The sequence below is a fragment of the Sphingomonas sp. HT-1 genome (genome assembly GCF_048568905.1).
In the GTDB taxonomy this organism is placed as follows: Bacteria; Pseudomonadota; Alphaproteobacteria; order Sphingomonadales; family Sphingomonadaceae; genus Sphingomonas.
This window is the reverse complement of the sequence record NZ_CP183770.1, coordinates 1,842,555-1,868,008: the sequence shown is the minus strand read 5'-3', so window position 1 is coordinate 1,868,008 and position 25,454 is coordinate 1,842,555. Positions and strand designations below refer to the sequence as shown.

The 25,454-nt window shown below is 62.4% G+C and carries 22 protein-coding genes; 7 read left to right on the top strand and 15 right to left on the bottom strand.

The genetic code is table 11. The annotated features are described in order from the left end of the window. Nucleotides 1-150: 150 nt before the first annotated feature. The 6 genes from rfbD to ACNFJ7_RS08450 form a co-directional block, all read right to left on the bottom strand. A complete protein-coding gene (rfbD, locus tag ACNFJ7_RS08475) occupies nucleotides 151-1,017 on the bottom strand; it encodes a dTDP-4-dehydrorhamnose reductase (protein ID WP_019371123.1) in 867 nt (288 codons plus the stop codon). Continuing rightward, the gene (gene rfbB / locus ACNFJ7_RS08470; RefSeq protein WP_019371124.1) at nucleotides 1,017-2,078 is read right to left on the bottom strand and encodes a dTDP-glucose 4,6-dehydratase; all 1,062 of its coding nucleotides are present in this window, start codon (nucleotides 2,076-2,078) and stop codon (nucleotides 1,017-1,019) included. Before rfbB ends, rfbD begins: the two co-directional genes overlap by 1 nt. Before the next feature lie 3 nt (nucleotides 2,079-2,081). Beyond that, nucleotides 2,082-2,648, bottom strand: coding sequence for a dTDP-4-dehydrorhamnose 3,5-epimerase (rfbC, locus tag ACNFJ7_RS08465; RefSeq protein ID WP_019371125.1), 567 nt, complete (start codon nucleotides 2,646-2,648; stop codon nucleotides 2,082-2,084). Then, nucleotides 2,645-3,523: a glucose-1-phosphate thymidylyltransferase RfbA gene (gene rfbA / locus ACNFJ7_RS08460; RefSeq protein WP_019371126.1), complete on the bottom strand. Its 879-nt coding sequence runs from the start codon at nucleotides 3,521-3,523 to the stop codon at nucleotides 2,645-2,647. Before rfbA ends, rfbC begins: the two co-directional genes overlap by 4 nt. A 112-nt stretch (nucleotides 3,524-3,635) precedes the next feature. Beyond that, nucleotides 3,636-5,048 (bottom strand): exopolysaccharide biosynthesis polyprenyl glycosylphosphotransferase, encoded by a 1,413-nt coding sequence (locus ACNFJ7_RS08455; protein WP_050990222.1) that lies wholly within the window; start codon nucleotides 5,046-5,048, stop codon nucleotides 3,636-3,638. A 549-nt stretch (nucleotides 5,049-5,597) separates the two neighbouring features. Beyond that, nucleotides 5,598-6,101, bottom strand: coding sequence for an FxDxF family PEP-CTERM protein (locus ACNFJ7_RS08450; RefSeq protein WP_019371128.1), 504 nt, complete (start codon nucleotides 6,099-6,101; stop codon nucleotides 5,598-5,600). A gap of 283 nt (nucleotides 6,102-6,384) precedes the next feature. On the opposite strand from ACNFJ7_RS08450, the gene ACNFJ7_RS08445 reads away from it, so the two are divergent. Next, nucleotides 6,385-8,571, top strand: coding sequence for a type I secretion system permease/ATPase (locus ACNFJ7_RS08445; protein ID WP_019371129.1), 2,187 nt, complete (start codon nucleotides 6,385-6,387; stop codon nucleotides 8,569-8,571). Continuing rightward, nucleotides 8,568-9,962, top strand: coding sequence for an HlyD family type I secretion periplasmic adaptor subunit (locus ACNFJ7_RS08440; RefSeq protein ID WP_019371130.1), 1,395 nt, complete (start codon nucleotides 8,568-8,570; stop codon nucleotides 9,960-9,962). Before ACNFJ7_RS08445 ends, ACNFJ7_RS08440 begins: the two co-directional genes overlap by 4 nt. A gap of 47 nt (nucleotides 9,963-10,009) precedes the next feature. Here ACNFJ7_RS08440 and epsI read toward each other — a convergent pair whose 3' ends face one another. The 6 genes from epsI to ACNFJ7_RS08410 are packed head-to-tail and all read right to left on the bottom strand — an operon-like array spanning nucleotide 10,010 to nucleotide 15,791. Next, a complete protein-coding gene (gene epsI, locus ACNFJ7_RS08435; RefSeq protein WP_019371131.1) occupies nucleotides 10,010-10,720 on the bottom strand; it encodes an exosortase-associated protein EpsI, V-type in 711 nt (236 codons plus the stop codon). Continuing rightward, a complete protein-coding gene (gene xrtV, locus ACNFJ7_RS08430; protein WP_019371132.1) occupies nucleotides 10,704-11,585 on the bottom strand; it encodes an exosortase V in 882 nt (293 codons plus the stop codon). Before xrtV ends, epsI begins: the two co-directional genes overlap by 17 nt. Before the next feature lie 10 nt (nucleotides 11,586-11,595). Continuing rightward, nucleotides 11,596-12,300 carry a CpsD/CapB family tyrosine-protein kinase gene (locus ACNFJ7_RS08425; protein ID WP_019371133.1) on the bottom strand — a complete coding sequence of 235 codons (705 nt, stop codon included), beginning with the start codon at nucleotides 12,298-12,300 and terminating at the stop codon, nucleotides 11,596-11,598. Next, nucleotides 12,300-13,649: a Wzz/FepE/Etk N-terminal domain-containing protein gene (locus ACNFJ7_RS08420; protein ID WP_019371134.1), complete on the bottom strand. Its 1,350-nt coding sequence runs from the start codon at nucleotides 13,647-13,649 to the stop codon at nucleotides 12,300-12,302. The genes ACNFJ7_RS08425 and ACNFJ7_RS08420 overlap by 1 nt, the downstream gene beginning before the upstream one ends. A 34-nt stretch (nucleotides 13,650-13,683) precedes the next feature. Continuing rightward, complete coding sequence (locus ACNFJ7_RS08415) at nucleotides 13,684-14,583, bottom strand: SLBB domain-containing protein (RefSeq protein ID WP_019371135.1); 900 nt, start codon at nucleotides 14,581-14,583, stop codon at nucleotides 13,684-13,686. Nucleotides 14,584-14,597: 14 nt separating this feature from the next. Further along, nucleotides 14,598-15,791: an outer membrane beta-barrel protein gene (locus ACNFJ7_RS08410; protein WP_019371136.1), complete on the bottom strand. Its 1,194-nt coding sequence runs from the start codon at nucleotides 15,789-15,791 to the stop codon at nucleotides 14,598-14,600. Nucleotides 15,792-16,147: 356 nt separating this feature from the next. On the opposite strand from ACNFJ7_RS08410, the gene ACNFJ7_RS08405 reads away from it, so the two are divergent. Further along, nucleotides 16,148-16,399 carry an XrtV sorting system accessory protein gene (locus tag ACNFJ7_RS08405; RefSeq protein WP_019371137.1) on the top strand — a complete coding sequence of 84 codons (252 nt, stop codon included), beginning with the start codon at nucleotides 16,148-16,150 and terminating at the stop codon, nucleotides 16,397-16,399. 90 nt (nucleotides 16,400-16,489) lie between these two features. Beyond that, nucleotides 16,490-17,875, top strand: a complete 1,386-nt coding sequence (locus tag ACNFJ7_RS08400) for an AAA family ATPase (protein ID WP_026009407.1) — start codon at nucleotides 16,490-16,492, stop codon at nucleotides 17,873-17,875. A 16-nt stretch (nucleotides 17,876-17,891) separates the two neighbouring features. Here the strand turns inward: ACNFJ7_RS08400 and ACNFJ7_RS08395 are convergent, their stop codons facing one another. Beyond that, nucleotides 17,892-18,758: a glycosyltransferase family 2 protein gene (locus ACNFJ7_RS08395; protein ID WP_037514233.1), complete on the bottom strand. Its 867-nt coding sequence runs from the start codon at nucleotides 18,756-18,758 to the stop codon at nucleotides 17,892-17,894. Then, on the bottom strand, nucleotides 18,755-19,801 hold the full coding sequence (welK, locus tag ACNFJ7_RS08390; RefSeq protein WP_037514235.1) for a beta-1,4-glucuronosyltransferase WelK: 1,047 nt from the start codon (nucleotides 19,799-19,801) through the stop codon (nucleotides 18,755-18,757). The genes ACNFJ7_RS08395 and welK overlap by 4 nt, the downstream gene beginning before the upstream one ends. Before the next feature lie 102 nt (nucleotides 19,802-19,903). Between welK and ACNFJ7_RS08385 the strand changes: the two genes are divergently transcribed. Continuing rightward, complete coding sequence (locus tag ACNFJ7_RS08385; protein ID WP_419724208.1) at nucleotides 19,904-20,842, top strand: EpsD family peptidyl-prolyl cis-trans isomerase; 939 nt, start codon at nucleotides 19,904-19,906, stop codon at nucleotides 20,840-20,842. A 37-nt stretch (nucleotides 20,843-20,879) separates the two neighbouring features. Here ACNFJ7_RS08385 and ACNFJ7_RS08380 read toward each other — a convergent pair whose 3' ends face one another. Continuing rightward, the gene (locus tag ACNFJ7_RS08380) at nucleotides 20,880-21,839 is read right to left on the bottom strand and encodes a glycosyltransferase family 2 protein (RefSeq protein ID WP_019371142.1); all 960 of its coding nucleotides are present in this window, start codon (nucleotides 21,837-21,839) and stop codon (nucleotides 20,880-20,882) included. 197 nt (nucleotides 21,840-22,036) lie between these two features. Between ACNFJ7_RS08380 and ACNFJ7_RS08375 the strand changes: the two genes are divergently transcribed. Both ACNFJ7_RS08375 and ACNFJ7_RS08370 read left to right on the top strand, forming a co-directional pair. Then, a complete protein-coding gene (locus ACNFJ7_RS08375; RefSeq protein ID WP_160327972.1) occupies nucleotides 22,037-24,055 on the top strand; it encodes a LamG-like jellyroll fold domain-containing protein in 2,019 nt (672 codons plus the stop codon). A 119-nt stretch (nucleotides 24,056-24,174) separates the two neighbouring features. Beyond that, on the top strand, nucleotides 24,175-25,413 hold the full coding sequence (locus ACNFJ7_RS08370) for a lipopolysaccharide biosynthesis protein (protein ID WP_019371144.1): 1,239 nt from the start codon (nucleotides 24,175-24,177) through the stop codon (nucleotides 25,411-25,413). Nucleotides 25,414-25,454 lie beyond the last annotated feature (41 nt).

Genomic DNA, 25,454 nt, shown 5'->3' with positions numbered 1-25,454 from the left:
ACGGATAAGCTAGGCTCGCCGACTCTGTTGCAGGCAGCAGCGTCGACGATGTTTCGGCAGTCGCCAAGGCTGGCTACTTGCGGGTGGCGAAGGACCTGAACGGCGTCTCCGCCGCCAAGCTTCTACGCGGCGGCGGAGGCGCTTTGCTTGTCAGCGGGCGAGACGGTCCATCACGATCGCTAGCGAGTCCTGCCATGCGGGCGCGCGATACCCGAAGGTTTCGGTAAAGCGCGAGCAATCGAGGCGCGAGTTGGCGGGCCGCTTGGCCGGCGTTGGATAGTCCGAGCTGGGAATGCCGGTGACGTCCGCCGCCGGCCCGTCGCGCTTTGCGCTTTCCGCGAAGATGGCGCGGGCGAAATCTGCCCAATTGGTCTCGCCCGATCCGGCGAAATGATAGACGCCCTTCGAAGCGCCCTCGCGTTGCCAATGCTCGGTGACCGCAAGGATCGCAGTGGCGATATCGAGCGCCGAACTTGGGCAGCCCTGCTGGTCTTCCACCACGTTCAGCGCATCGCGGGTCTCGGCAAGGCGGAGCATCGTCTTGACGAAGTTGTTACCAAACGGGCTGTACACCCAAGCCAGCCGCATCACCGCGTAATCCGCGCCTGAGGCCTGCACTGCCTGCTCGCCGGCCAGCTTGGTTGCGCCGTACACGCCGAGTGGGCCGGTGGGGTCGTCTTCGCGCCAGGGGCGGTCCAGACTGCCGTCGAACACATAGTCAGTGGAAAGATGAATGATCGGCGCGCCGATCTTCGCCCCGGCCCGGGCTAGCACGCCGGGGCCGTCGCCGTTGATCGCCATGGCGAGTTCGGGCTCGCTCTCCGCCTTGTCCACCGCGGTGTACGCCGCAGCCGAGACGATGAGGTCAGGCTGAACCCGCGCTACCATCGCCTCGATCGTCGCCGGCTGCGACAGGTCGAAGTCCGGCCGGGCGGCGAAGACCAGTTCGTGCCCATCGGCCTGCTCCGCCAGTGCCTGGGCGACCTGGCCGTCCTTGCCGGTGACGAGGATACGCATCAGGCGGTCTGGCCCAACCGTTCGCCGGCGTATTTGCCCGAGCGGATCGGGCCCCACCACCATTCGTTCTCGAGATACCAATCGATCGTCGCGGCGATGCCGGTGTCAAAATTCTCCTCCGCCTTCCAGCCAAGCTCGGTCTCGAGCTTGGTCGCGTCGATCGCGTAGCGGCGGTCATGGCCGGGGCGATCGGTGACGAAGGTGATCAACTCGCGGCGCTTCTTGCCGTCGGGCAGGGGGATGCGCTGGTCGAGCAGGTCGCAGATCGTCTCGACGACCTGCAGGTTCGTGCGCTCGTTGCGGCCGCCGACATTGTAGCTCTGGCCGACCTTGCCGGTGGTGGCGATGGTCGCCAGCGCCTTGGCGTGATCGTCCACGTACAGCCAGTCGCGGATGTTCTCGCCCTTACCGTAGACCGGCAGGGGCTTGCCCTCGAGCGCGTTGAGGATCGTCAGCGGGATCAGCTTCTCGGGGAAGTGGAACGGACCGTAATTGTTCGAGCAGTTCGACAGCACTACTGGCAGGCCATAGGTGTGGCCCCAGGCGCGGACCAGGTGGTCACTCGCCGCCTTCGACGCCGAATAGGGCGAGGACGGGTCGTAGGGCGTCTCTTCGGTGAAGATGCCGCTGTCGAACGGCAGGTCGCCGAACACTTCGTCGGTGGAGATATGGTGGAAGCGGAACGCGTCGCGCTTTTCGCCTTCCAGTTCGCGCCAATATTGCAGCGCCGACTGGAGCAGCTTGAAGGTGCCGACGACGTTGGTCTCGATGAACTCGCCCGGGCCGTCGATCGAGCGATCGACATGGCTCTCGGCGGCGAGGTGCATCACCACATCGACCTGCTCTTCGCGCAGCAGCGGCAGGATCGTCGCGGTGTCGGCGATGTCGGCATGGACGAAGCGGTAGTTGGGCGCGTTCTCGATCGCGGTCAGCGAGGCCGGGTTGCCGGCATAGGTGAGCTTGTCGAGATTGATGACACGCGCGCCCTGGCGGACGAGGTGGCGCACCACCGCCGAGCCGATGAAGCCGGCGCCGCCGGTGACGAGGAAGGTCTGCTGCATGGATCAGCCCTGATAGAAGAAGGGGGTGTTGAATTCGGCGAACGGGGTCGCGACCGCGTCCTTTTCGGAAAGCACCGGCTCGACGCCGATCTCCGGCCAGGTAATCGCGAGATCGGGATCGTCCCAGCGGATCGCCATCTCCGATTCCTTGGAATATTTGGCGCTGACCTTATACAAGATTTCGCAATCCGGAACGAGCGTCATGAAGCCGTGTGCATAGCCGGCGGGAACCAGCAACTGGTTCCACTTGTCCGCCGACAGCTCGACGCCGACCCATTTGCCATAGGTGGGCGAGCCGCGACGAATATCGACTGCTACGTCATAGATCGCGCCCCGCAGCACGCGGACGAGCTTGGCCTGGGCGAAGGGAGGGGCTTGCAGGTGCAGCCCGCGGATCGTGCCGGGTGCGGCCGAGAAGCTCTGATTGTCCTGCACCCAGCGTGCATCGACACCTTCGGCATCGAGCGTGGACTGCTTGAATGCCTCCGAAAACCAGCCACGATGGTCGCCGTGCTTGGGTGGCGTGAACTCGATTACGCCGGACAGTTCGTGATGATGGACTTGGGTCATGCTGCGGTCACCAGCTTACGGAGATAGGCGGCATAGCCGGTCTTGCCGAGACCGGCTGCGCGCTTCAGCAGGTCCTCGGCGCCCAGCCAACCGGCTTCGAAAGCGACTTCCTCGGGACAGGCGATCTTCACGCCGGTCCGATGCTCCAGCGTGCGGACGAACGAGCCAGCCTCGTGCAGGCTATCATGCGTGCCGGTGTCGAGCCAGGCATAGCCACGGCCCAGCCGGGTGATGTGCAGGTCGCCGCGTTCCATGTAGATGCGGTTGACGTCGGTAATTTCGAGCTCGCCGCGCGCCGAGGGCTGGATCGACTTGGCGATGTCTACCACGTCCTTGTCGTAGAAATAGAGACCCGTGATCGCCCAATTAGACTTAGGCGTAGCCGGCTTTTCCTCGACACTGGTGGCAACGCCCGTTTCCGGATCGAAAGCCACTACACCGTAGCGCTCGGGATCATCGACATGATAGGCGAAGACATTGGCGCCGCCCTGCGAAGCCTGGGCAGCGGCCGTCTGGCAGCGCTCGCCCATCTTTTCGCCATGATAGATATTGTCGCCGAGGATCAGCGCGCTCGGATCGTTGCCGACGAAATCGGCGCCGATGATGAAGGCTTCGGCCAGCCCGTTGGGGGAAGGCTGCTCGGCATAGCTGAGGTTGATGCCGAAGGCCGAACCGTCGCCAAGCAGCGCCTGGAACATCGGCAGATCGCGCGGCGTGGAGATGATCAGGATGTCACGGATGCCCGTGAGCATCAGCACGGACAGGGGGTAGAAGATCATCGGCTTGTCGTAAACGGGAAGCAGCTGCTTCGAAATCGACAAGGTTGCGGGATACAGGCGCGTGCCGCTTCCCCCCGCAAGAATGATACCCTTCATTCTACAAATCCCCCTTGGTGCAGGCTGGGCGCCGCACGGACGTTAAACTTCAAAAACGGAAGTGGTCGCAGTGTCAATCCATCGCCTTCTACAACAATGGTGGCGCCGCCGATCAGAAGGCGTTGGAGTGGACGATCACGCGCAGTGTCTTGAACAGGATGGTGATATCGCGCCAGATGTCCCAGCCGTCGATATATTCCATGTCCGCCTGCAGCCGGTTGGTAAGGTCGACCCGGCGATCCGTGGCGCCGCGGAACCCGCGCACCTGTGCCAGGCCGGTCATGCCGGGCTTCAGCGTGTGACGATGCCAGTAGCGTTCGTCGATTTCCCAGAAGTAATGATCGGCCGCTCTGGATCCGAGTGCGTGCGGCCGCGGCCCGACCACGCTCATGTCGCCGCGCAGCACGTTCAGGAGTTGCGGCAATTCGTCGATGCTGGTCTTGCGGATGAAACCGCCGACCTTGGTGATGCGATCGTCATCTCGGCTCGCCGAGACATTGCCGTCCGCGTCGCACAATGCCTGGCGCATCGACCGGAATTTCAGGATCTTGAACAAGCGGTTGCCGCGACCGACGCGATCCTGCGCGAACAGCACCGGCCCCGGGCTCTCGACCTTTATGGCGATGGCCACCAGGATCATCAGCGGCGCGAGCGCAATCAGCACCGGCACGGTGATTGCCAGGTCGAGAATGCGCTTCTTCGCCCGATTGGGCATGTTGAGCGGGCCCTGCGACACGACCAGCGTATCCTGCCCGTCATAGGCGTCGACGCCGATTGCGCCGAGCGCATTGAACTGCGGGACGAGGATCTCGCCCTTCACGTTCATCCCCTTGAGCAGCAACGCCCAGACCGCGCGTTGTTCCGAGGTGCATGCCACCACCACGCGATCGAAGCCGGCGACCATCGAGCCGAGCCGATGCAACATCTGCGGATTGTGGGGATCGGGCGTCAGGTTGAGGATGCGCGCATCGAGCGCCACCGCACCGTCGGTTACGTCCAGCGACACGCCGTCGACAATTACCAACTCGTCCAGCAGCTTGCCGCCGGTCATGCGGCGCACATGGCGACGAAAGCCCAGACGGGCGGCCATGATGAAGGTCAATGCGAGAACGACACCAAGCGCGAGCTGCACGCGCGACAGCGGCAGCTCGGCTGTCAACAAATAGCTACCGAGCAGCACGATAAATACCGAGAAGAAGAAGGCGGAGAAGATGTTTTTCACACCGCTCACGGGATGCCGCAGGGCGGAGAGCCCATAGGCGCCGCTGGCGACGGCCGTACCGAGCGTCACCGGCAGCAGGAATATGCCGACGTTCACGCCGGCCAGCGACAGCCAGTTGCTGTCCCGAACGCACGCCGCGAGATAGAACGCGATCAGGATCGCAATGCTGTCGAACAGGACAAGCTCGGTGTACAAGAGCAACCGAAGCGCGGACTTGCGCAACATCGGCGCACGTCGTTGTTCGGCACGCGCATGTGCCCGCAACTGTTCCTCAAAGGCTCGCTGCGCTTCGAAAGCGTTCATAGCCTCGCCGGGCTCCCTCACGGTTTAGCACGCTGTCAGCGGGCGATTCGGCCTGCTGCACTGCACTATAACGAGACAAGTTTGCGGGCGGAAGCGCTTCCGTCGGTGAGCGGGTCCATTTATGAGACGAGCAGGATGCAAGCATGTACCCCAGATGATTGATGCTTCAAAACGGCCAATGAAACAGCGGCCTTGATACGCAACGCCCGCGCCGAAATCTGCGGTGCCGATTGCCGGCAACTTGAACCATCGACGTGCCACTACTGGGCTTAGCGCACTTGTTGCTGAGCGATCAACACTGCTCCCGCCGCTCGGTAGGGACGATCTGCTGCCATTAGCGCCTGCAGCACAGAATCGTTGCAAGGCCGTGGCAATGCGCTGCAGTGCAGCATTTTCTTGCGTCGGGCCAAGCTGTTGAGTCTCCATGGGCCTGCGTATGAGCGTGCGCGGTTAAAGTGGGGATAATCCCGCTGGCGCGCTGCACCCAAAAAAAGAGGCGCTCCGAAGAGCGCCTCTCACTTCTGGCCGATATGCCGGACCCGGTTGGGATCAGGCAGTGGCAAGCGTGGTCGCACGGCGACGACGCAGCGCGATACCGCCCATCGCGAACCCACCGATCAGCATGCCCCAAGCGGCCGGCTCCGGCACGGCGGCCAGATCGATCGTGCCGCTGTAGGACGAGACGACCGAGCCGCTGTTGGTCAGGTTGGTGACCAGGTCATAGGTGCCCGCCGTGGCGATGTTGAAGAAATACTTGTCGCCGCTCACCGGAGTGAAAGTGGTGCCGGCGAAGGAAAAGCTGCCGAACGTCAGGTTCGCCGAGGTGAAGGTGAGGATCAGCTGACCCGGCGTGTCCACGGCGATCTGGAACAGGTCGCTCTTGCTGCTGTTCGCGGCAACCTTCACGTTCGAGAAACCACCGGTTCCCTGATCGAACGAGCACGGGCTCGAGACGGCGTCACAAACATAGGTGGTGGCGTTCGCCGAACCAGCGAAACCAAGGGTCGCGCCCATAACGGCGACGGCGGCGATTGCCCGCTTGAAGTTGACCATGAAAGCCTCCCGAAAATGGAAAAGTGCAGACCGCTTGCAAAGCCTGCGCTGCGGTGCACTACGTTAACAGCGCGTAAACTTCAACCGAGTTCCCGGCGCTTTCAAGTAAAACGGGGCATAGCATAGGTTAGCCGAGGCAGGGTTGCGGCAGGCGGATCGGCGCCTTTTCGGCCCATCGGCCGTGCTAGGTATAACCACCCAAAAACAACAAATTAAACGAGTTTTTACCAATTGGCTTCACCATCGCGCTCGTCATCCAGGCCAGCGGAGGCGACGTCCCAGAATGAAACGCGAAGAGATGCAGGCACGCCTGCAAAGTGCGTTCGCCGCCCATGCGGCGGCCGATCAAGTGGCAGAGCAACGAGAGTCCGGCCTTCGTGCGTTGGCGCTGCTGCTGTCGGCACACAATGTGGCGGTCACCGCTGAGCAGTTGCGGCATATGTTGGGCCATGCCGATGCCCCTTCGGCGGATGACCTGATTCTTTTGGCGAAACGCCAGCGGGGCGTGCGCGCCAAGGTGGTGGAGGTGCCTCGCGGCGGACTGGCGCGACATCCGCTGCCGGCGCTCGCCGACGGCCCCGAAGGCTGGTTCGTGATCGGTGGCCTTACCGAGCATGGTGTAATCGTGCAGCGCCCGGGCCGGGCGCCCGAACAGCTGGATCGGCAGGGGCTGGATGCGATCTGGTCGGGCACGCTCCTGCTGCTGACGACTCGGGCGGTGGGATCGCAGCCGCTGCGCTTCGGCTTCAGCTGGTTCACCCGCCAGTTTCACCGTTATCGCGTGTTGCTGCTGGAGGTGCTGGCGATCACGCTCGCGCTCAACTTGCTAGGACTGGCTGCGCCGCTGCTGTTCCAGGGCGTGATCGACAAGGTCCTTGTTCATAACAGCATGAGCACGCTCAGCGTGCTGGCCCTGGCGTTCCTCGCGGTATCGCTGTGGGAAGTGGCGCTCGGCTGGATCCGTACGCGGCTGTTCACCGAAACGGCGCAGAAGATCGACGTTGAGCTCGGCGCAAGGCTGTTCCACCATCTGCTTGCCCTGCCGCTCGGCTATTTCGAAAGGCGCCGCGTGGGCGACACCGTCACGCGGGTGCGGCAGCTGGAAACCATCCGCGAATTCCTCACCAACGCTTCGCTGACCGTGATGATCGATCCGATGTTCACGATCGTCTTCCTGGTGGCGATGCTGTTCTACTCGCCGATGCTCTTTGGCATCGTGCTGGTCTCGCTGGTGGCCTATGCGCTGGTGTCGTTCATGGCGGCGGGGCCGCTGCGGGCGCGGGTGAATGACAAGTTCGAGAAGAGCTCCGCCAGCAACGCGCTGCTTGTGGAGAGCGTCTCCGGCATCCATACGATCAAGGCGACGGCGGTGGAGCCGCACTGGCAAAATCAGTGGGAACGCCAGCTAGCCTCCTACACCGCCGCGTCGCAGCGGCTGGTGAACACCGCCAACACCGGCAGCCAGGCGATCGAACTGATCTCGAAGCTCAGCTTCGCCGCCATCCTGTTCTTCGGTGCCAAGGCGGTGATCGCCGGATCGATGACGGTGGGTGCGCTGGTGGCGTTCAACATGTTCGCGCAGCGCGTGGCGACACCGGTGATCCGGATGGCGCAGCTTTGGCAGGATTTTCAACAGGTGCGGATCGCCATCGAGCGACTGGGCGACGTGCTCAATCATCCGGTTGAGCCTCGCCCCGAATCCGCTGCCACCCTGCCGGTGTTGCGCGGCGGGATTCGATTTGAAAATGTGAGCTTCCGCTATGCTGATAGCCAGCCGCCGGTGGTGAGCGACATCACGCTGGAAATCCCCGCCGGGACCTCGCTGGGGATTGTCGGCTCCTCGGGGTCGGGCAAGTCGACGCTGGCCAAGCTGTTGCAGCGCCTGAACGTGCCCGATGCAGGGCGCGTGCTGGTCGACGAGGTGGATGTTGCCCAACTCGATCCTGCCTGGCTGCGGCGCCAGATTGGCGTGGTACTCCAGGAAAACCTGCTGTTCAGTCGATCGATTCGCGACAATATCGCGCTCGCCAATCCGGCGATGCCGTTCGAACAGATTGTCGCCGCGGCCACCTTGGCCGGTGCGCACGACTTCATCCTGCGCCAGCCGCGTGGCTATGATACCGAGATCGTGGAACGCGGCGTCAACCTGTCTGGCGGCCAGCGCCAGCGCATTGCCATTGCCCGTGCCTTAGTTAGCAACCCGCGCATCTTGGTCTTCGATGAAGCGACCTCGGCGCTGGATGCGGAGAGCGAGGAACTGATCCAGAGCAATCTGCGCGCGATTTCGGCAGGGCGGACGCTGGTGATCATCGCGCACCGCTTGTCTGCGGTGCGCGCCTGCGACCGGATCATCACGCTGGAACAGGGGCGGATCGTCGAAAGCGGTCGGCATGAGGAATTACTGCGCCAGGGCGGCCGCTACGCCGACCTGTATCGCCGCCAGAGCGGCCTTGGGGAGATGGCGGCATGAACGCGTTGGTCACGATCGGCCGGGGCGGGGCCCTTGCCAAAATGAAGGGTGCGATTCTGGCGCCCCGAGCCGTGGATTACGACACCACCTTTCTGCCTGCCGCGCTGGAGATCATCGAACGGCCGGTCTCGCCGACCGCGCGAATCACCGCGCGGGTGATGCTGGCCGGCCTGATCGCCACCGGGGCATGGCTCACGTTCGGACGCGTCGATGTCGTAGCGCCGACCCAGGGACGGATTGCGCCGATCGGCGAGACGAAGGTCGTGCAGTCGCCGGAAGGGGGCATTGTCCGCGCCATTCTGGTGCGCGAAGGGCAGCGGGTGCGCAAGGGGCAAGTACTGGTGACGCTGGACCCGACGATCTCGGGGGCAGAGGCCGCCCAGGCGCGCGTTGCCTTGCTCAGCGCGGAACTGGATGTGGCGCGCAATCAGGCAATCGTCGATGCGCTGGACGGAAAAGGCTTCAATTTCGTTGCTCCGGCGGAGGCTAGCCCGATGGAGGCTGAGACGAACCGCGGACTTGCGCGCGCTCGGCTGGCGCAGATCGAAGCGATGCTCGCCGTTGGCCGGTCGGACAGCGGCGCCGCTGCTTCCGCCTCTGTCGAGGCGCAGGCGCAGGTTCGCAAGCTGGAGCAATCGCTGCCGCTTCTGGAGCAGCAAATCGCCGCCAACGAAAAGATGGCGGCCAAAGGCTATGTCTCTCGGCTGCGCGTGGTCGAGATGCGGCGCCAGCTGATCGCGGAGCGCCAGGACCTCGTCGCGGCGCGGGCGACCGTCGCCCGCTTCGGGCAACAGTCGCGCAGCGCCGCAAGCAGTTCGATCCGTACTCGCGAGGAAGCGCGAGCGCAGATCCTGCAGGATCTGGTAAAGGCGCAGGAAGAGGCGCGGGCGCGGCGCGAAGAGGTGGCGAAGACGGTGCTGCGCAGCTCGTTCCGCGACCTGCGCGCGCCGGTTGACGGCACGATTTCGCAGCTTCAGCTGCACACCGAGGGCGGCGTGGTCGAAGGCGCCAAGCCGCTGCTGACGCTGGTGCCGGACAATGCGCGCCTGGAAGCCGAAGTGATGATCGGCAACGGCGATATCGGCTTCGTGCGCACCGGCATGCCGGTGAAGGTGAAGCTGCAGGCATTTCCCTATTCCCGCTACGGTACCATTCCCGGCACGGTGGTGGCGATCAGCCCCGAGGCCGTGGTGATGAAGGAAGGGCAGCCGGCGGTCTACAAGGCGCGGGTCGCGCTCGACCGCGGCTATATCGTCGCCAATGGTGCAAAGGTGCGGTTGCGTCCCGGCATGATCGCGTCCGCCGATATCGTCACCGGCACGCGAACATTGCTAAGCTACATCGTCGGGCCAGTTCTCGAAACCGGCGGCGACGCGCTGCACGAACGATAAGCCAGGGTCCAGGGTGGCGCGGTCGCGCGCCCCTGGCCCTTTTTCGTTCAGCTACGGGGCGGGTGCTGCGCTTCGAACGCCTTGGCGAAGCTGGTTCCGAGCAGCGGCGGCAGCGCCGCGCCCGGCAGGGTGGCGATCAGCTGGCGGGCGAAATCGAGGTTGATCGCGGTACCCTCTGCAACGTCCGCGGTGATGCTGGAAATGCGGACCAACACGCCATCGACGATCCACCCGGCCATCTGGCTCTTCAGCCGCGCCATCAGCTGCTGATTGCCGTCCTGCGGAAGATAATCGCCGACACGCGTCCAGTAGAGGATCTGCTCGGTGCGGTTGAAGCTGGACGCGGTAAGCGCTCGGCCCGGCACCGCAATGCCGTTGGCGACGGGAATGGTCTGCGCTTCGCTGCGTTCGACGGTGAAGCCGAAAAAGGGATAGCAGACTTCGGGCCGGTGCAGCTGCAGCAGATCGGTCTGGGCGTTGCCATAGGCGATCAGCATCATCACCACCGCGCCGTCTTCGCGCGAGAACACGCGGCTGACGGTCTGGTTATAGAGCTTGTCTTCCAAGCTGCCTTCGCGCGGCGGCGCGATCAGCGCACCGGTATCTTCCGCGCGCCAGGGGCCGAACGCATGCGGCAGCAGCGAATCGAGCTTTGCATTGCCCAGCAGGTCCATCCGCTTGCGCGGCTTCAGGGCGAGCGAGGCGCCGGCGGCCGCGAAGCAGCCCGCGCCGATCATAAGGTCACGCCGGTTGAACATGCCGCCTCCGGCTGATTAGGAAAAGGCGCTCGACGGCCCAGTCGATCGCGAAAATGCAAAGCAGCGCGACCACGAACATTACCATCCCGGTGGTGACGTGCAGGAAGCTCTGCGCCGCCGCGTCGCCCAGATGATAGGTGATCAGCACCAGCATCACGATGCGCAGGATGTTGGTGGCCACGGCCACCGGAATCACCAGCATGGCAATGAACAGCGCATAGCCCCAGGACGGCTTGTTCTTGATGTAGATGTACAGAAGCGTCACGACGACCAGGCTGGACAGCGAACGGAGCCCCGAACAGGCATCTTCCACCAGCAGCTGGTACGGGCCGATGAACAGCGTCACGCCCTGACGCAAGATCGGATAGTCGAGCCAGGATAAGAAGCCGGTCGACGCATAGGAGACGAATTCCTTCAGCGGCGCCGTGACTCGGTCGACCATCCAGCCCGGCGGGGGGATCAGGAAGGCCAGCCACAGAACCGGAAACCATACAGCGCGCAGCGCAGCGCCACCGAAGTAAAGATAGCCGGTCGTGATCACCGTAGCGACCAGGCCGGTCGCTTCGATGCTGACAAAATCGAAGACGCGGCCTGCTGTATAGACTGCAAGAGAAAGAAGCAGCAGCAGGGTGCCGATCAACAGATTGCCGGGCCGGCGCAGCCGCACCAACGTGTCACGCTGACGCGCCAGCATCCAGATGCCGGTGGCGAGCACGATCGGCCCGTGCACGCCGCCATCGGAACTCCAGACCTGCCGGCCGAGCGTTATAAACGTGGGAATTCCCAACGCGAGCAGCCCGGCAATTGCGAGCCAGAAGCCGTTGCCCGGCTTGTGCTGCTCCCGCGTGCGCGCGGTGGCGGTCATCGTGTCCAAATCAATATCCGTTCAGCACGCAACCGACAACGTTGGTGCGATCCGAACGCAGCGTGCGGGTGAGCGTCGTCACGTCGCGCATATAGCTCGTATCCTTGCGTGCAACGATCAGCGCATAGCCGGCGACGTTGGCAACGCGCTGCCCGTCGGCGCAAGTGTTCGATGCCGTGGTGTCGAAGATCGTAATGTCGAATTCCCGCAGCAGCTGCGTTGCCAGTTCGCGGAACTGTTCGGACGACAAAAGCTCTTGCGGGCTGTGATCGACACGGCCAGCCGGAACCACGGCAAGATTTTCCATGCGGGTGCGATGAAGGATCGCGTCCAAGGAAACGTCCCCGGACGTAAGATAATCCGCCAGGCCCGGTTTGTCCGCGCTGAGGCCGAACGCTTCGGCGATGGCCGGTTCGCGCAGATTGGCGTCGACAAGCGCCGTCTTGATGCCGATCTGGGCCAGCGCCGTGGCGAGATTAACCGCGACGAAGGAGCACCCGGTGCCGGCCGAGGCTGCGCAGATCGCAAGCGCCCTGCGACCCTCGCGCAAATGCTGGCTGACAATGCGGGTACGCAGCGCACGGATGGCTTCCGCTTCGATGCCGGTGGGGTCCGCGAGGACAAGCTGGTACTCGGGGATGCCGGTCGTATCCGGCATCACCAGTGCACCGCTCGGGCGATCCTGCTGCGGTTCGGGCGTAGTGATCGCGTCCATTACTGTACTGCAACTCCCTCAAACTCGTGCGATTCTTCCGCCGCTTCTCGGCTCCGGTGCAAACGACCGGCGAGATTCGCGCGGCTCTGCACAACTCCGAATACCGGCGCATCGGCAGCGACCTCCAAATCGTCGGCGCTACGCACCCGCCGGGCAAGAAGCTCCACAAGGAGCGCAATGAGCAGGCCAAAGCCGAGCCCGAAGCCCGCCGCACCACCGATGATCAGCGGCACCTTCGGGTAATAGGGGTATTCCGGTGCCGAGGCTTCGCTCAGCGTCGTCATACCCGTCTCGTTGCTGCTCGCTTCAAGACGGAGATCGGCCACCCGCTGTGCCGCCTTCATGTACTGATCCTGCTTCAGCGTGACGTCACGCTGAAGCTCCATTAGGCGGTCAACGTCTTCCCGATTGCCCAGAACGCGTGCGCGCTGTGCATTGGCGGCGCTTTCGACCGCGCCGCGATTGCTGGTGTTCGCTGCGTTTGCTTGGGCGCGCTCCTGCGCAGCAGCACGGACATACACCTCACGCTGGCGCTGTAGCGCCTGAAAGGCTGGGTGGTTCGGTCCAAGGCTGGTTGCGGCCTGCTGAAGCTGCTGGTCGATCTGGGCGAGCTGCATCTGCGCTGGGCCGATGCCGGCAGCAGCCATTGGAGCGACTGCCGCGCTGGCTGCAGCGCTCTGGCCCTGCAGCTGTTCAAGCTTCTGGGTGTCGAGATCGTTGCCCGTGCCGGTCAGTACAATGCCCGACTTCTTGGCAAAAGCGGTGCGTGCATCCGCCGCAGCGATCAGCGCATTGCGTGCCGCAGCCGCTTGCTGGGCATACCACTCGGCTGATTTCGCCGCAGCTTGCCTCTTAGCCGCCAGCGCCTGAGTCAGGAATGCTTGGCGGATCATGTTCGCAATCTGCTCGGCGCGCTCCGGCGAGCTATCCGAATAGGATATCTCGAGGATGTTGCTGCCTTCGATCACGTTGGCGTTGGTGCCGCCGATAATCTGCTTTGCGAGCCAGCGACGAATATCGCCGGTGGCTGCGGATGACGAATCGTTGAACGCAGCGATATTGGCGGGATCGTTCGCCCAACCCAGCTCGTCGACGACGCGACCGGCCGTCGCATAATCCTCGATCAGCTCCACCTGCGTCTGAACATAGGCCCGCATAAACTGCGAGCTCATCACTTGACCGGTCACCGGATCGGGCTTGAATGTATCCAGCACGATCCGGGTGGTCGCGCGATAGCGCGACGGAAGGAACTGGACGACCAGCGTCGCGGTGACCACGGAGACGAGGAACGCCGGCAGGATAATCCAGCGTCGCGCCCAGAGAATCCGAAAGAATTGGACTATGTTCACCGAATTTCCTCGTAAGCTGACAACGGCGCCAAGATCAGAACAGTCGTTCGCCGACGACGACGACATCGCCCGGCTTGATCGGATCGTCCATCTTCAACTTGATCTCCTGGCCGTTGCGGCTGATCTTGACGCGTTTGCTGGAGCCTGCTGGAGTCAGTCCGCCGCCCTGGGCAAGCGCTCGACGTAACGTCATTTCATCGCGAATCGCGTATACGCCCGGAGCGTTAACTTGGCCATAAATGTAGAACTTCTCGGCCTCGGGCACGAAGATCTTGTCTCCGGCCTTGACCTCGGGGTCTTCGTTTGGGCCCCCTTGCGCTAGTTTCGTGTAGTCGAGTTTGGTGCTGCTACCATCGGCGCGGGTGAGGACAACCGACTCTGCCCCGGTTGCGCGTAAACCGCCCGCCCGGGCGATAATCTCCGAGACGCGATAGGCGCGGTCAATGGGCTGAAGCCCAGCGGAATTCACCTCGCCCAGCACAGTCACATAGTTGCTGACGAACGTTATGATTTCCACATTCACGATAGGCTTGGCGTAGTAACCGCCGGCTCGCAGCAACTTCGCAAGCTTTTCAGCGAGCGAAACCGCAGTTTCGCCCTGCACCGGTACGGCGCCCAGATAGGGCAGGGGCACGGTACCGTCTGCCCGTACGCGAGCCCGCGTCTTGAAATCCGCCTGTCCAAGCACGTCCGCCTCGATCACGTCGTCCACGCCGATCGTATACCCGGCCGGAGCACTGACGCCGCCGGGTGTGGATGCCGGCAAAGCCTGAGCAGGCTGCACTTCCTGCGAGGGGGACGCGGCGGGAGCGGGCACAGACGGGCGCACGGGCGCTGGTGGCGTGCGATTGGGGATCTGCGCTGCCGCCTGGGTGGTAATGCCGGTCATCGCAGCCAAGGCGGTGGCGATCATCAAACGGCGTTTGTCGTGCATGTAAAATGCCCTTGTCACAGCGATAGGGAAGTGGTCAGACTGATGCGCTTTGCATCAAACCCGAATAGCTGAATGTTCGACGTTCGCTTCATATAGGTTCCATCGAGCGAAAACCGTAGTCGTCGGCTTGCTTCGAAACGGATGCCGGCGTTGAGCGTAGCATTTTCGTCCTTTCCGTTCGCCGGTGCGCTCGGGAAGAGCGGCGAAGACGCAAACTCGCGACGCAGATAGCTGGCGCCGACCTGCAGCTGTGTGCGCTCCGACAGCTGGCGCGACAGCGTCGCGCGCACGGTCGTTTCGAGGTTGTAGCTGACGAAAAGAAGCTGCGAAGGCACCGCGTTTCGGCTTGCCCCGACAACCAGGTTGAACAGGTCACCGTTGTACGTCGTAGAAAGGTCGAAACCCATGCCTGAGAAGCCGGGAGTGCCTGCCAGTTTAGGATTGACCTTCGTGTAGTTCACCGATCCCCGGAAGTTTAGCCGCGTACCGACGTTGCGTTCCAGCTGAACGCCACCAGCATATGATTCAAGGCCATCCTGGCCCACCCCGGTGGGCGTCTCGCGATTGATGTAGCTCGCATCGGAATAGCGACCGAATATCGAAACGGTGCCGATCGCGGGAGAGGCGAGTCCCAATTGAGCCGTGATCGTGTTGGCGTTCGAATCTGCGAACTTCCGAAGTGCGGTGCTGTTTCGCACCTCACTGCGTGTGAAACCAATTGACGGCCGAATGCCGATCTGACCGCCGCAACCGATATCGGCGGTATAGGTCCGTCGTTCTTCGGTGTTGTTCACGCTTGCCGCTGCGTCCTGCGCTAGCAGGTTGCTCAAATCTGTTAGGCGACGGTTATAGGCAACTTCCGCATGTCCGATACAGGAGGCGAGTCGCTGATCCGCGCCGCCGATCAGATCGATCGATTCGCGGTTGAGCCGGGTGTAGCGCCGATAGAAGTTGTACCCCACATTGCCGCGAAGATAAAAGTCGCCGGTGGCCCGCGGGAGATACAGATTGACGTCCAGCGCAGGCGCGGCGCTGAAATCGCCCTTCGGCTGACCTGCGACCAAGTTGGGATTATTCAGAACGACGTTATCGTCATATTGCAGCCGTGTCGTGGCCGTGACTTTGATCTGCCGCCCTTGATTCGTCGCTGCGGCCGAGCGCGACTGGCTCCATGCGGGCGTCGTACATGTTGCAGACGCGAAAAACATGGCCGTCAGGCAAATTCCCGTGAAAGAGCTGCCGATCTGAGCAGCCCCGAACTTCTGGTGATTACTTAACGGCACACATGGTCCCCCAGGGTGGTTAGCTCATTATCAACCGGCCTTCGCGCGCGCAACCGGATCTCCGACCATGGATGGCCGAAAATCTCGTCACTTGTTCCGCCGCGGGTCACATATGACCGGCTTGGCGCATCTTGTGTGCGATACCTGCACAAACCCGGCGCTTCTTAACCACGCCTTATCGGGTTTTCAGCTATCTAGCGATATGCGCAGCCCGCTGCTAGTGCACCCGGAAAGGCGCCGTGATCCAGGACGGAGTCCATTGCAGCACGGAAAGGATATGCATGCAGACGCCCTATGACTGGGTGACCATCGCGATTTTCGCCGGTCTAATCGTCATTTTTCTCCAACGGTCGCAAGCCGATTCGACGGTGCGCGATTCGATGCTGAGCTATTTGCCGCCTGCGGTAGGTTGTGCAATTGCGAACTATCTAGGAAATGAAGAGCACCACGCGTTCGCTATCATCACCATTGTCCTAATTTTCGCCTATGTCGCACTGGTGATAAAACCGTATGAGTTCTTCAAGCGGCGCTGATCGCGGCAATGGCGGAATAGGACTGGGCTTGGCTGGTGCGATCGGCTGCTTGCCGACGCGGGTGACTTCAAGTTTCGAAGGGGTTGTTGAGTGGCTGTAGGTTCCGCGCTTAAATTTCTGTGGCCGTTCTCTCGCCGCGAGCAACGCGATGAAGAGGGCCAGTTCCCGGCTTCCGGTTATGTGGCGAGCCGCGATGTGCGGGGCGCCCGCGTGCGAGCCGACTTCCCAAACTTCCGCGCTTCCGCATTGGACCGCCCGCTGGGCGGCGTCGGGGCGGAGCGGCGTGAGATCAGTCGGGCGCGTTTCGCGCTGGCAACCTACTTCACGCCGACGCAGCCAGTCACCGATCGTTCGAGTTTCGCAGGACGTTTGGGCGTGCTCAGTCGGCTGATTTCTGCGATCGAAAGCCAGCGGAGCCATGTCGTCCTGTATGGTGAACGCGGGATCGGCAAGACATCGCTGCTGCATGTGCTGGCCGATGTTGCGCGGGAATCCAGCTACATCGTCAGCTATGCGACATGCGGTGCCCATGCCGATTTTTCGGATCTGTTCCGCAGCGCACTCAGCGATGTGCCGCTGTTGTTCCATCGCGGCGTGGCGCCGAATACGGATGAGGCTGAAAGTGGCCGCAAACTGGCCGATCGCTTGCCAGCCGGGCCGTTCGATGCGAGCGAGCTGGCCGCGCTTTGCTCGGAGATTGTCGGCACGCGTGTGCTGATCGTACTCGACGAATATGACCGAGTAACCAGTCCCGATTTCCGTCAGCAGGTCGCCGAGCTCATCAAGAACCTGTCCGATCGCGCCGCCCGGGTGCACCTCGTGATCGCTGGCGTCGCTTCCAACCTGCAGGAACTGATCGGCTATGTGCCCTCGATCCGCCGCAACGTTATCGGCCTGCCGATGCCGAGGCTGGAGGAGGAGGAGGTTCAGGAAATGGTGGCACTGGGCGAGGCTGCGTCCGGCGTGCGTTTTGATCCTAATCTGACGCGCGTCGTGCACCTTCTCTCCCTGGGCTCGCCGTACCTGGCGCGCTTGCTCTGCCACCACGCCGCGCAGGAAGCACTCGACCATGGCCGCCTTACTGTCGACATGGGGCATTTGCGCAGCGCAGTGGATCTGGCGATCGCCGAAGTGGAAGGTCGAATGGCGCCTCGCGCCGTCGCCGAACTCCGCAAGCTGGTGAGCGGTCGCTACGACCCGGTGGTGGCGGCGCTTTCCGAAGCGTCGCGGTCCAGCGATGGGTGGTTCAGCGGGCGCAGCGTCGTGCAACTGCTGCCGAACACGTCCGTCACCGCACAGCAGGTCGAGCGCGAACTCGCGGAGTTGGCCGGCAAGCTCCAGCTCGAAACCGAAAACGTTGACGAGGAGCGGCGCTTCCGCTTCAGCGACGACAACCTGCCGGTGTATCTGTGGTTGATGCTGGGCCGGACCAGGCTCGACAGCCCGACACTCGAAGCCGATCTTTCCAGCCGCTGACGCGGCTGGAGAGATCCTACACCCTGAAGCCCAGCGACTGCAGCACGCCTGCCATGCCTCGCCAGAAGCGGAGGCGGGCAAGCGTAGCGATGGCTTGCACCCTTGCACCCTCCAGCCCGGGAGTGCGCAGGATCTTCGCGGTATCGGCCGGGATTAGCGCGGGCTGAAGAACCGACCGCGCGATCCAGCGCAGCCGCCCATGGCGCCGTTCGATGTGGAACAGGAACAGTTCGCGCTGGATCCGTCGCGTCTTGACCAACAGCGCGGCCCAATCCGGGCGCGGTGGATGGCCTACGACAGCGTCGGCGGCATAACCGATCGTAAGGCCCATCGCCAAGGCGCGGTGGCACCATTCGACATCTTCGGATACCCCGACTCGAAAGCCGCCGACCCGCTCGAAGTCGGTGCGCATCACGAACAGGTTTGCGGTCACGGTGAACCGGGACTTGCGGACATAGGCTTCGTTGTTGAACGCCAGCGCCAGTTCGAGCGCGGCGCTACCATTCAGTCGCCCTTCCGGTCGAAGCACGAACATCCGCCCGCCCAGGAACCGGCCGGGGGCGACATCGCGAACCCCCGCAGCGAGCCAGTCCGGTTCGGCGATGCAATCGCTGTCGATGAACGCCAATACCTCGCCGACTGCGTGCTTCGCGGCGCCGTTACGGGCAGGGCCTGCGCCCTTTTCGGCCACGGTGACGATCTTCGCCCGTCCTGCCACTGCGGCCTCCACCGCCGCCAATCCGCATGGCGAATTGTTGTCACCGACGATGATCTCGAATTGATCGCGCGCGATCGTCTGCCGCTCGATCGAATCAATGCAGGCGTTTAGCCCTGCCGGATCGTTATAGTGCGGGATAACAACGGAGATGCGCGGTGCGGTCATCGCTTCGCTCCCCATTTGGCGAGCATTTCGCGCAATCGGCCGGCCAGCGCGGTATGGTCGGTGGTAGCAAGGCGCGGTTCCGTCGCCTTCGCCGCCTCGACGGCAGCACCGAGCTCGCGCTCGTCCCGCACCACCTGTAGCAAGCCGCGATCCGCGAAGGTCTGCGAGATCTCTTCCTGATGGTCGTCATAATGTTCCAAAAGGTCATGGCGGCGGGGGAATGCAATGACACGGCAGCCGGCCCGCAGCGCCGTCACCAGCGAGCCTGTGCCGCCATGGCAGATTACCGTGTCCGCATCGCGCAGTAGCAACTGCAGATCATCGAACGGAATGGTCGACCGAATTTCGACGTCCGGCAGCCCTGGGTCCTGCAGCTGCTGATCGCCATATTGCAGGATCAGGCGCCCGGGCAGACCTCCGGCGCGCTTCAGATCGAGCACCGCCTGGACCAGCCGGGGGAAAGGCAGCGTCGCGCCGACCGTCGCGAAGGTGAGCGGCTGCTTGGGCGGACGCGGCGTGTCGAGCAGGCGGAACGGGTCGAACAGTTCCGCGTCCGGCCAGTGCTGCTTGAGCGCTGCCGACTGGACGATCGTGACCGTCGCGAACCGCTTCACCATCTTGCCGAAAGTCGACGGGTGATCGAAGCGAGCGAAGCTTTCGATGTGCACGAACTTGGCGCCGTGCAGCTTCGCCAGCACTGACGTAAAAAACACGGCGCCGGCGCCGGTGGAAATGACCACGTCGGGCTTGTGGCGCCGGATGATCGCCCGGCTCTGCCGGAGATTGCGCCATGCACCCGATAGCATGTGCAGCGGGTGGCCAAGCTTCGCCTGGCCGAGCGCATAGTGATCGACCAATTCGACCGGATGCTTTTCCGCCAGGCTGCGGCCCAGCGCCGTATCTTCGGTCACGAAGAAATAGTCGTGCTCCTTCCAGACCGATTCGAGGTCCAGGATCTGTCGCAGATGCCCGCCTCCCGACGCGGCGAGGCACATCTTCAGCCGCCTGCCGCCGTTTTGATCCGCGTCGCTCTGTTCCGCCATGCTGTCCCCCGTGCCGCACGTCTCCCAGAGGGAGGCGTTCGCCGTGCCAATGCTATTGCGGATGCCCGGCTGCCCGAATAGGTTCAAGTAGAAGTTTGTGCCGTGTGCAATTCCGTGCGCGGCCGGGAGGTTTTCATGAAGAAGTTGTTTCTGGTGACGGCAGCGGCAGCGGCCGCGCTGGCGATTTCCGGTTGCGGTGGCAAGAGCGAAGAGCAGCTTGAAAAGGGTCAGGTGGTCGCCACCGTCGATGGCGAAGAAGTGACGATCTTCGAACTGAACGCTGAGCTTCAGGCGTCGCCGATCCCTCCGGGCGCCGATCGCAAGGCCCTTGAGCAACTCGCGCTGCAGCGCGTGATCGAGCGCAAGATCCTCGCCAAGATCGCTCGGGGTGAGAAACTGGACAAGACGCCTTCCTTTCTGATCCAGCAGCGTCGGGCGAACGAACTCATCCTGGCCACTATGCTGCGCGATAAGATTGCTGCCGGCGTGACCCAGCCGACCGAGGCGGATATCGCGCAGTACCAGGCCGCACATCCAGACCGGTTTGCGCAGCGCAAGGTCTACACCGTCGAACAGATCCTGTTTGCGCCGCCGACATCCAACGAGAAGCTGCGCGAGTTCGCGCCGCTCAAGACGCTCGATCAGCTTGCCGCCAAGCTCGGTGCGGACGGCATCCAGTTTCGTCGCTCGAACACGCAAATCGATTCGGCGGAATTGCCGCCGGAGATTGGTGCAAAGATCGCCGGGCTGCCTGCGGCGGAGATGTTTATCCTGCCCACCCAACAGGGGCTTACCGCCAATGTCATCACGGGATCGACGGTGCAGCCGCTTGCAGGTCCTCAGGCACGCGAGGTTGCGCTGAATGCACTGCGAGGAGAACGATTCTCCAAGGCGGCCGACGCGCAGCTTAATGATCGCATCAAAAAGGCGCGGGAGACCGTGAAGTATCAGCCTGGCTACGCCGCGCCGGTGCAGCCCAAGGCGGCGCCCGCTCCGACGTCCGGAGAGGCTGCGGCGCCGGTCGGCAATTCAGCACAGTAAGGCGAACGGGGTGCGCAGACCCGCGGGTCTGCGGCCCTCAGCCGCGGGGGCGGTCCAGATAACCGCGCCACCACCGGGCCCGCTGCCGGAATATGGGTCCCCAGCCATTGCTGAGCGAGCGGTAATGAACAGCGCGAGCCGGGAATATCCGGCCCAGCGCTGACCCGATTACGACGTATTTTGCCGCGGTCAGCCAAAGTGCCCACCCGGTGATCAGCGCCCCTAATGGGCTGAAATGCTTGCGCGCATAATGCATGCGCCCGGTTATGAGGTACATCAACCGGCTTGGCGACAGCGACTGTCCGCCCCCGGTATCGTGAACCACGGCAACCGACGGGTCGACCAGCACCGCATGGCCTCGCGCCCGGATCCGCTGGAACAAGTCGATTTCTTCGGAATAGAGGAAGAAGCCTTCATCAAATCCGGCGAGTTCGTGCCACACGTCGGCGCGAACCATCATGAAACCGCCGTTGAGCACGTCGACTGGGCCAGGTGAGGATGTGTCCGCTGGCAAGCCCCCTCGGCGCATCGGGCTGCTGTCGACGATCGACACCACGAAGTCCCGGACGGTTGGCAAGGCCAGGAAGTTTGCGTGGTCGAGCGTGCCATCCGGTGAATAGGAGCGGCCGCCCCAGGCGGCAGCGTCCGGGTGCTCCTTCGAGAAGGCGACGAGGCGGTCGATCGCACCGGGTTGTGGGATAGCATCCGGATTGACCAGCAGTAGGCGTTGAGCCCGGGCGTGAGACGCCAGTCGATTGTTGCCCGCGCCGAACCCTATATTTCCCTCGCTCGGAATGATCCGCACCTCGGGGAACTGGGAGGCTACCACCGATTCGGTGTCGCCGCCTCCATTGTCGATCAACAACACCTCATACGGGGTTGTCTGCGCCCCTTCGGCAATGCCGCGGATGCATTGAGCGATAAATGGTGCCGAGTGGTAAGCTACTACCAGCACGCTGACCTCGGGGCAGGAAGGCGATGTCATAACGATGGTCATAGCTTTGCCGCACTGCGGCGTCGACCCTTCGATGCGGGTTCCACGCCGCCTACGGAGTGGTGCGGATGTGGTATATCCGAACAACTTGAAAAACAGGCGCTTAACTGTGTTCCTTTAATGCCATTTCACGGCCGGGCGATAGCGTTGCCTCGACGGAATCACGCGTCGATCGGGTCGACCAGTAAAGGATGCTTACCATGCCGGACGTCATCGTCAAAAATCAGAGCGAGCTTGATGCTGCCTTGAAGGCAGCGAGGGGCGGTGAAGTGATCAAGCTAGCGGCGGGATCGTACACGACGCTCGGTATCAACTTGCGGAACTTCACGTCTGCCGTGACCATCCAGTCGCTGGACGTGAACAACAAGGCGCTCGTTCAATCGATGTCGATCACATCGAGCAGCAACATCGTCGTCAAGGATTTGGACATCAAGCAGAACTTCCAGCCCGAACAAGACTGGATGCTTGCTAATCGCGTGGTCAACTCCAAGAACGTTACGCTGGACGGCGTCGCCATCAGCGGCGGAACAGGCGATCCAGCATTGTCGAGAGGCATCGGCCTGGTCGTACGCGACAGCAGCGTTGTCTCGATCAAGAACTCCTCGATCGATCATTTTGCGGTAGGTTTGGATGGACGCAACACCGATGCGATGACCATTCAGAACAACGACTTCCATCACAATCGCCGGGATCACACGAACTTCTCGGAGATGAGCAACCTGTTGATCGACAACAATCTCTTCACCGATCTTTATCCGGTGAACGGCGAACACCCCGACAATATCCAGTTCTTGACGAGCGGACGCGCGAAAGGCAGCTCCAACATCACCATCACCAACAACGTCATCATGCAAGGCAATGGAGGCTCGAGCCAGGGCATCTTCATGAATGATGAGAACGGCAATCTTCCCTACACCAATATCAATATAAAAAATAATCTGGTGTACACCAACGGAATGTATCACGGCATCAATGTCGTGAACGGCCGTAACGTGAACATCGACTCCAATACCATCGTCTCTAAGATGGACGGAACGTCTCTTTGGATCCGTTTGGACAAGACGGCGGATGCTACGATCACGAACAACGTAACAGACGCAATCATCCTCGACGCAACCTCGACCAACATTCGCCAGTCGAACAATGCGGTTCTCACCAGTGACGCAGTAACGCTGCGGAAGCTCTACGATCTCAACGCCGTGTCTACCGCGGCTCTAAGCAACCTCATTGTCAGCGGCGTCGGTTTCCAGCCGCCGGTCGGGAGCGCTGCAGCATCGCTGGTGGCCAAGGAACTGGTGACGCTGGCAAAGCCCACAAGTCCGAACCTGTTGCTAAACATGCAGTTTACCGGCAGCGGCATCGTCGACCAGTCGCGCTGGAGCTCGGATGAAACCAAGAGTGCCGTCAATCTGGCAGCGATCAACGGCGGCTTCTTCCAAGTAAAGACTGGGACTGGCTTTGAACTGCTCCGCGAGTATTCACGTCAGCTTTACAGCCTTCCGGCCTTTACCATCAGCTTCGATATGAAGCGAGACTCGGTAACGGCACCGGTAGGTCAGATCATGGGGATCAACCAGAGTTGGGGTATATCCCTCCGCGCCAACGGCGAACTCGCCTTCACCATGACCAACGCGGCTGGCAAGAACTTCTCGCTCGTTACCACCGGCGCGAACATCACGGACACGGCTACTCACAAGATTGCCCTCACCTATGACAGCGCCAAGGGCAACGCTATCCTCTATGTTGATGGCGTGGCGCGGGGTAGCCTCGCAATGACGGGCAGCACCCGCGCATCCGAGTTTTGGGGACTGTATGTCGGCAGTCCGTTCAGCAGTGCCTTCAGCGGCGGGATCGGCGGCATTCAGATACGCGAAGGCGCTCTGAGTGCTTCGGAGATCCTCGTCCTCGGAGGGGGGGCGAACGCAACCTTGCCGACTTCTGAGGCAGTGAAGTACAGCCTTACCAAGGGCGCGGCGTCGAGCGCGGCGCTGTTGCTGATGTCCGGCGGTACCAGCACAACCAAGGCCGTGACCGCGGTGGGGACGTCAACCTTGGCATCGACGCTCACCGGCGGCGCGACCGCGCAGCTGGCGCTCGCATCAAAGGTCTCCGTCACTGACGATATTAGCTTGACGGGGGATCTCGGCGGTAGCGCGTTGTGGCAGCGCAGCACGATGATCACTGGCAACTCCTACCGCATGGAATTGCACCACGTCTGATCGACGCGGGCGGGCTTGCCCACTGGAAGAGGCTGCCATAAGGCACGGGCAGTTCTCCCAGGGGGCAAGCATCCGTCGTGAAAGCTAGTAAGTTGCACCTGCGAGGGCTGCGGGGCCAGATGATCGTCGGATTCGGCGTCAAAGGCTTTGGAGCGGTTACAAGCTTCCTGTTCACCTGGCTCGTTGCGCGCGCATTCGGCCCTGCCGGAGTGGGTGCCTTCGGCACGGCTCTCACCTCAGCGCAGATGGCGGTAATCATTGCGTTGGTCGGGCTGGATACCATCCTCGTCCGAACGGTTGCGGTATGTGTCGCCCAGGATCGTACAGGCACTGCTCGCGCTGCACTGCAGCATGCGATCCGAGTGGCGATGGCGTCGGGTTTGGCGATGATGGTTTGCGTGCTGCTCTTCCATCGGCAAATCGCTACCAACGTGTTCAGCAGCGCCGCCATGGCACCGGACCTCATGGTCATGGCGATGCTTATCCCGGTAGGTGCCTATTGCCGTCTTGCTTCGACCGCGCTCCGAGGGACCGGTCGCATTGGTGAATCGCAGATGGTAGATGGCCCGCTGGGCACGCTTATCGGCGGCGCGTTGCTCACAGGCGCCATCCTGCTAGGTGTGGCGCACAATCCGCTGCTGCCATCGGTGCTCTATCTGATTGGATGGATCGCGACCATGGTGGTCGCCAGCGTGTTGTTGCGACGGGCGACGCGCGCCTGGAAGTCTCGCGAGCCGCTCGAGGGATCGATGGTCCGGCCCGGCGTGATGATTTTGGTGTCGAACGCCAACAACTTCTTCATCGACTGGTTTGCTACCGTGGTGCTGGCCGCCACGCATGGCCCGGCCGAAGCGGGCCTGTTTCGTGTCGGCTACCAGATTGCTTCGTCACTCAAGCTGCTTTCCAGCACGTCAGAAACGATCTTGCAGCCGGTTTTTGCGGCAAGCTACCAGCAGGGCGATGTGCGGCGTATCGCACGTGTTCTGCGTCTTACGCTTCTGGCGCTTCTACTCGCCTCGATGCCGATCGTTGCGGCCGTGCTAATCGCGCCGCAGTGGATCATGAACTTGTTCGGCAAGCAGTTTGGTGCGGGCGCCGTTGCGATGCAGGTGATGGTCTTGGGGCAGGTGTTTAGCTTGATATTCGCATCAAGTGGCGGCGTGTTGCTGATGGCCAATCGAGAGCGGCTGGTCGCGGCATTGACCTTCGCTGCTGTCGCACTCGCTGCAATACTCGCGCTCCTGCTGATTCCGCCCTATGGTGCACTTGGGGCGGCGATCGCGAGCGTCGTGCCCTTCATCTTCTTGCGATTTGCCTCGATGGTCGCGGTGCGGCTCATCGGGATACCGATCATCTAAGGGGCGATTATGGCAGTAACAGCAAAGGGTCGGGCGGGAGC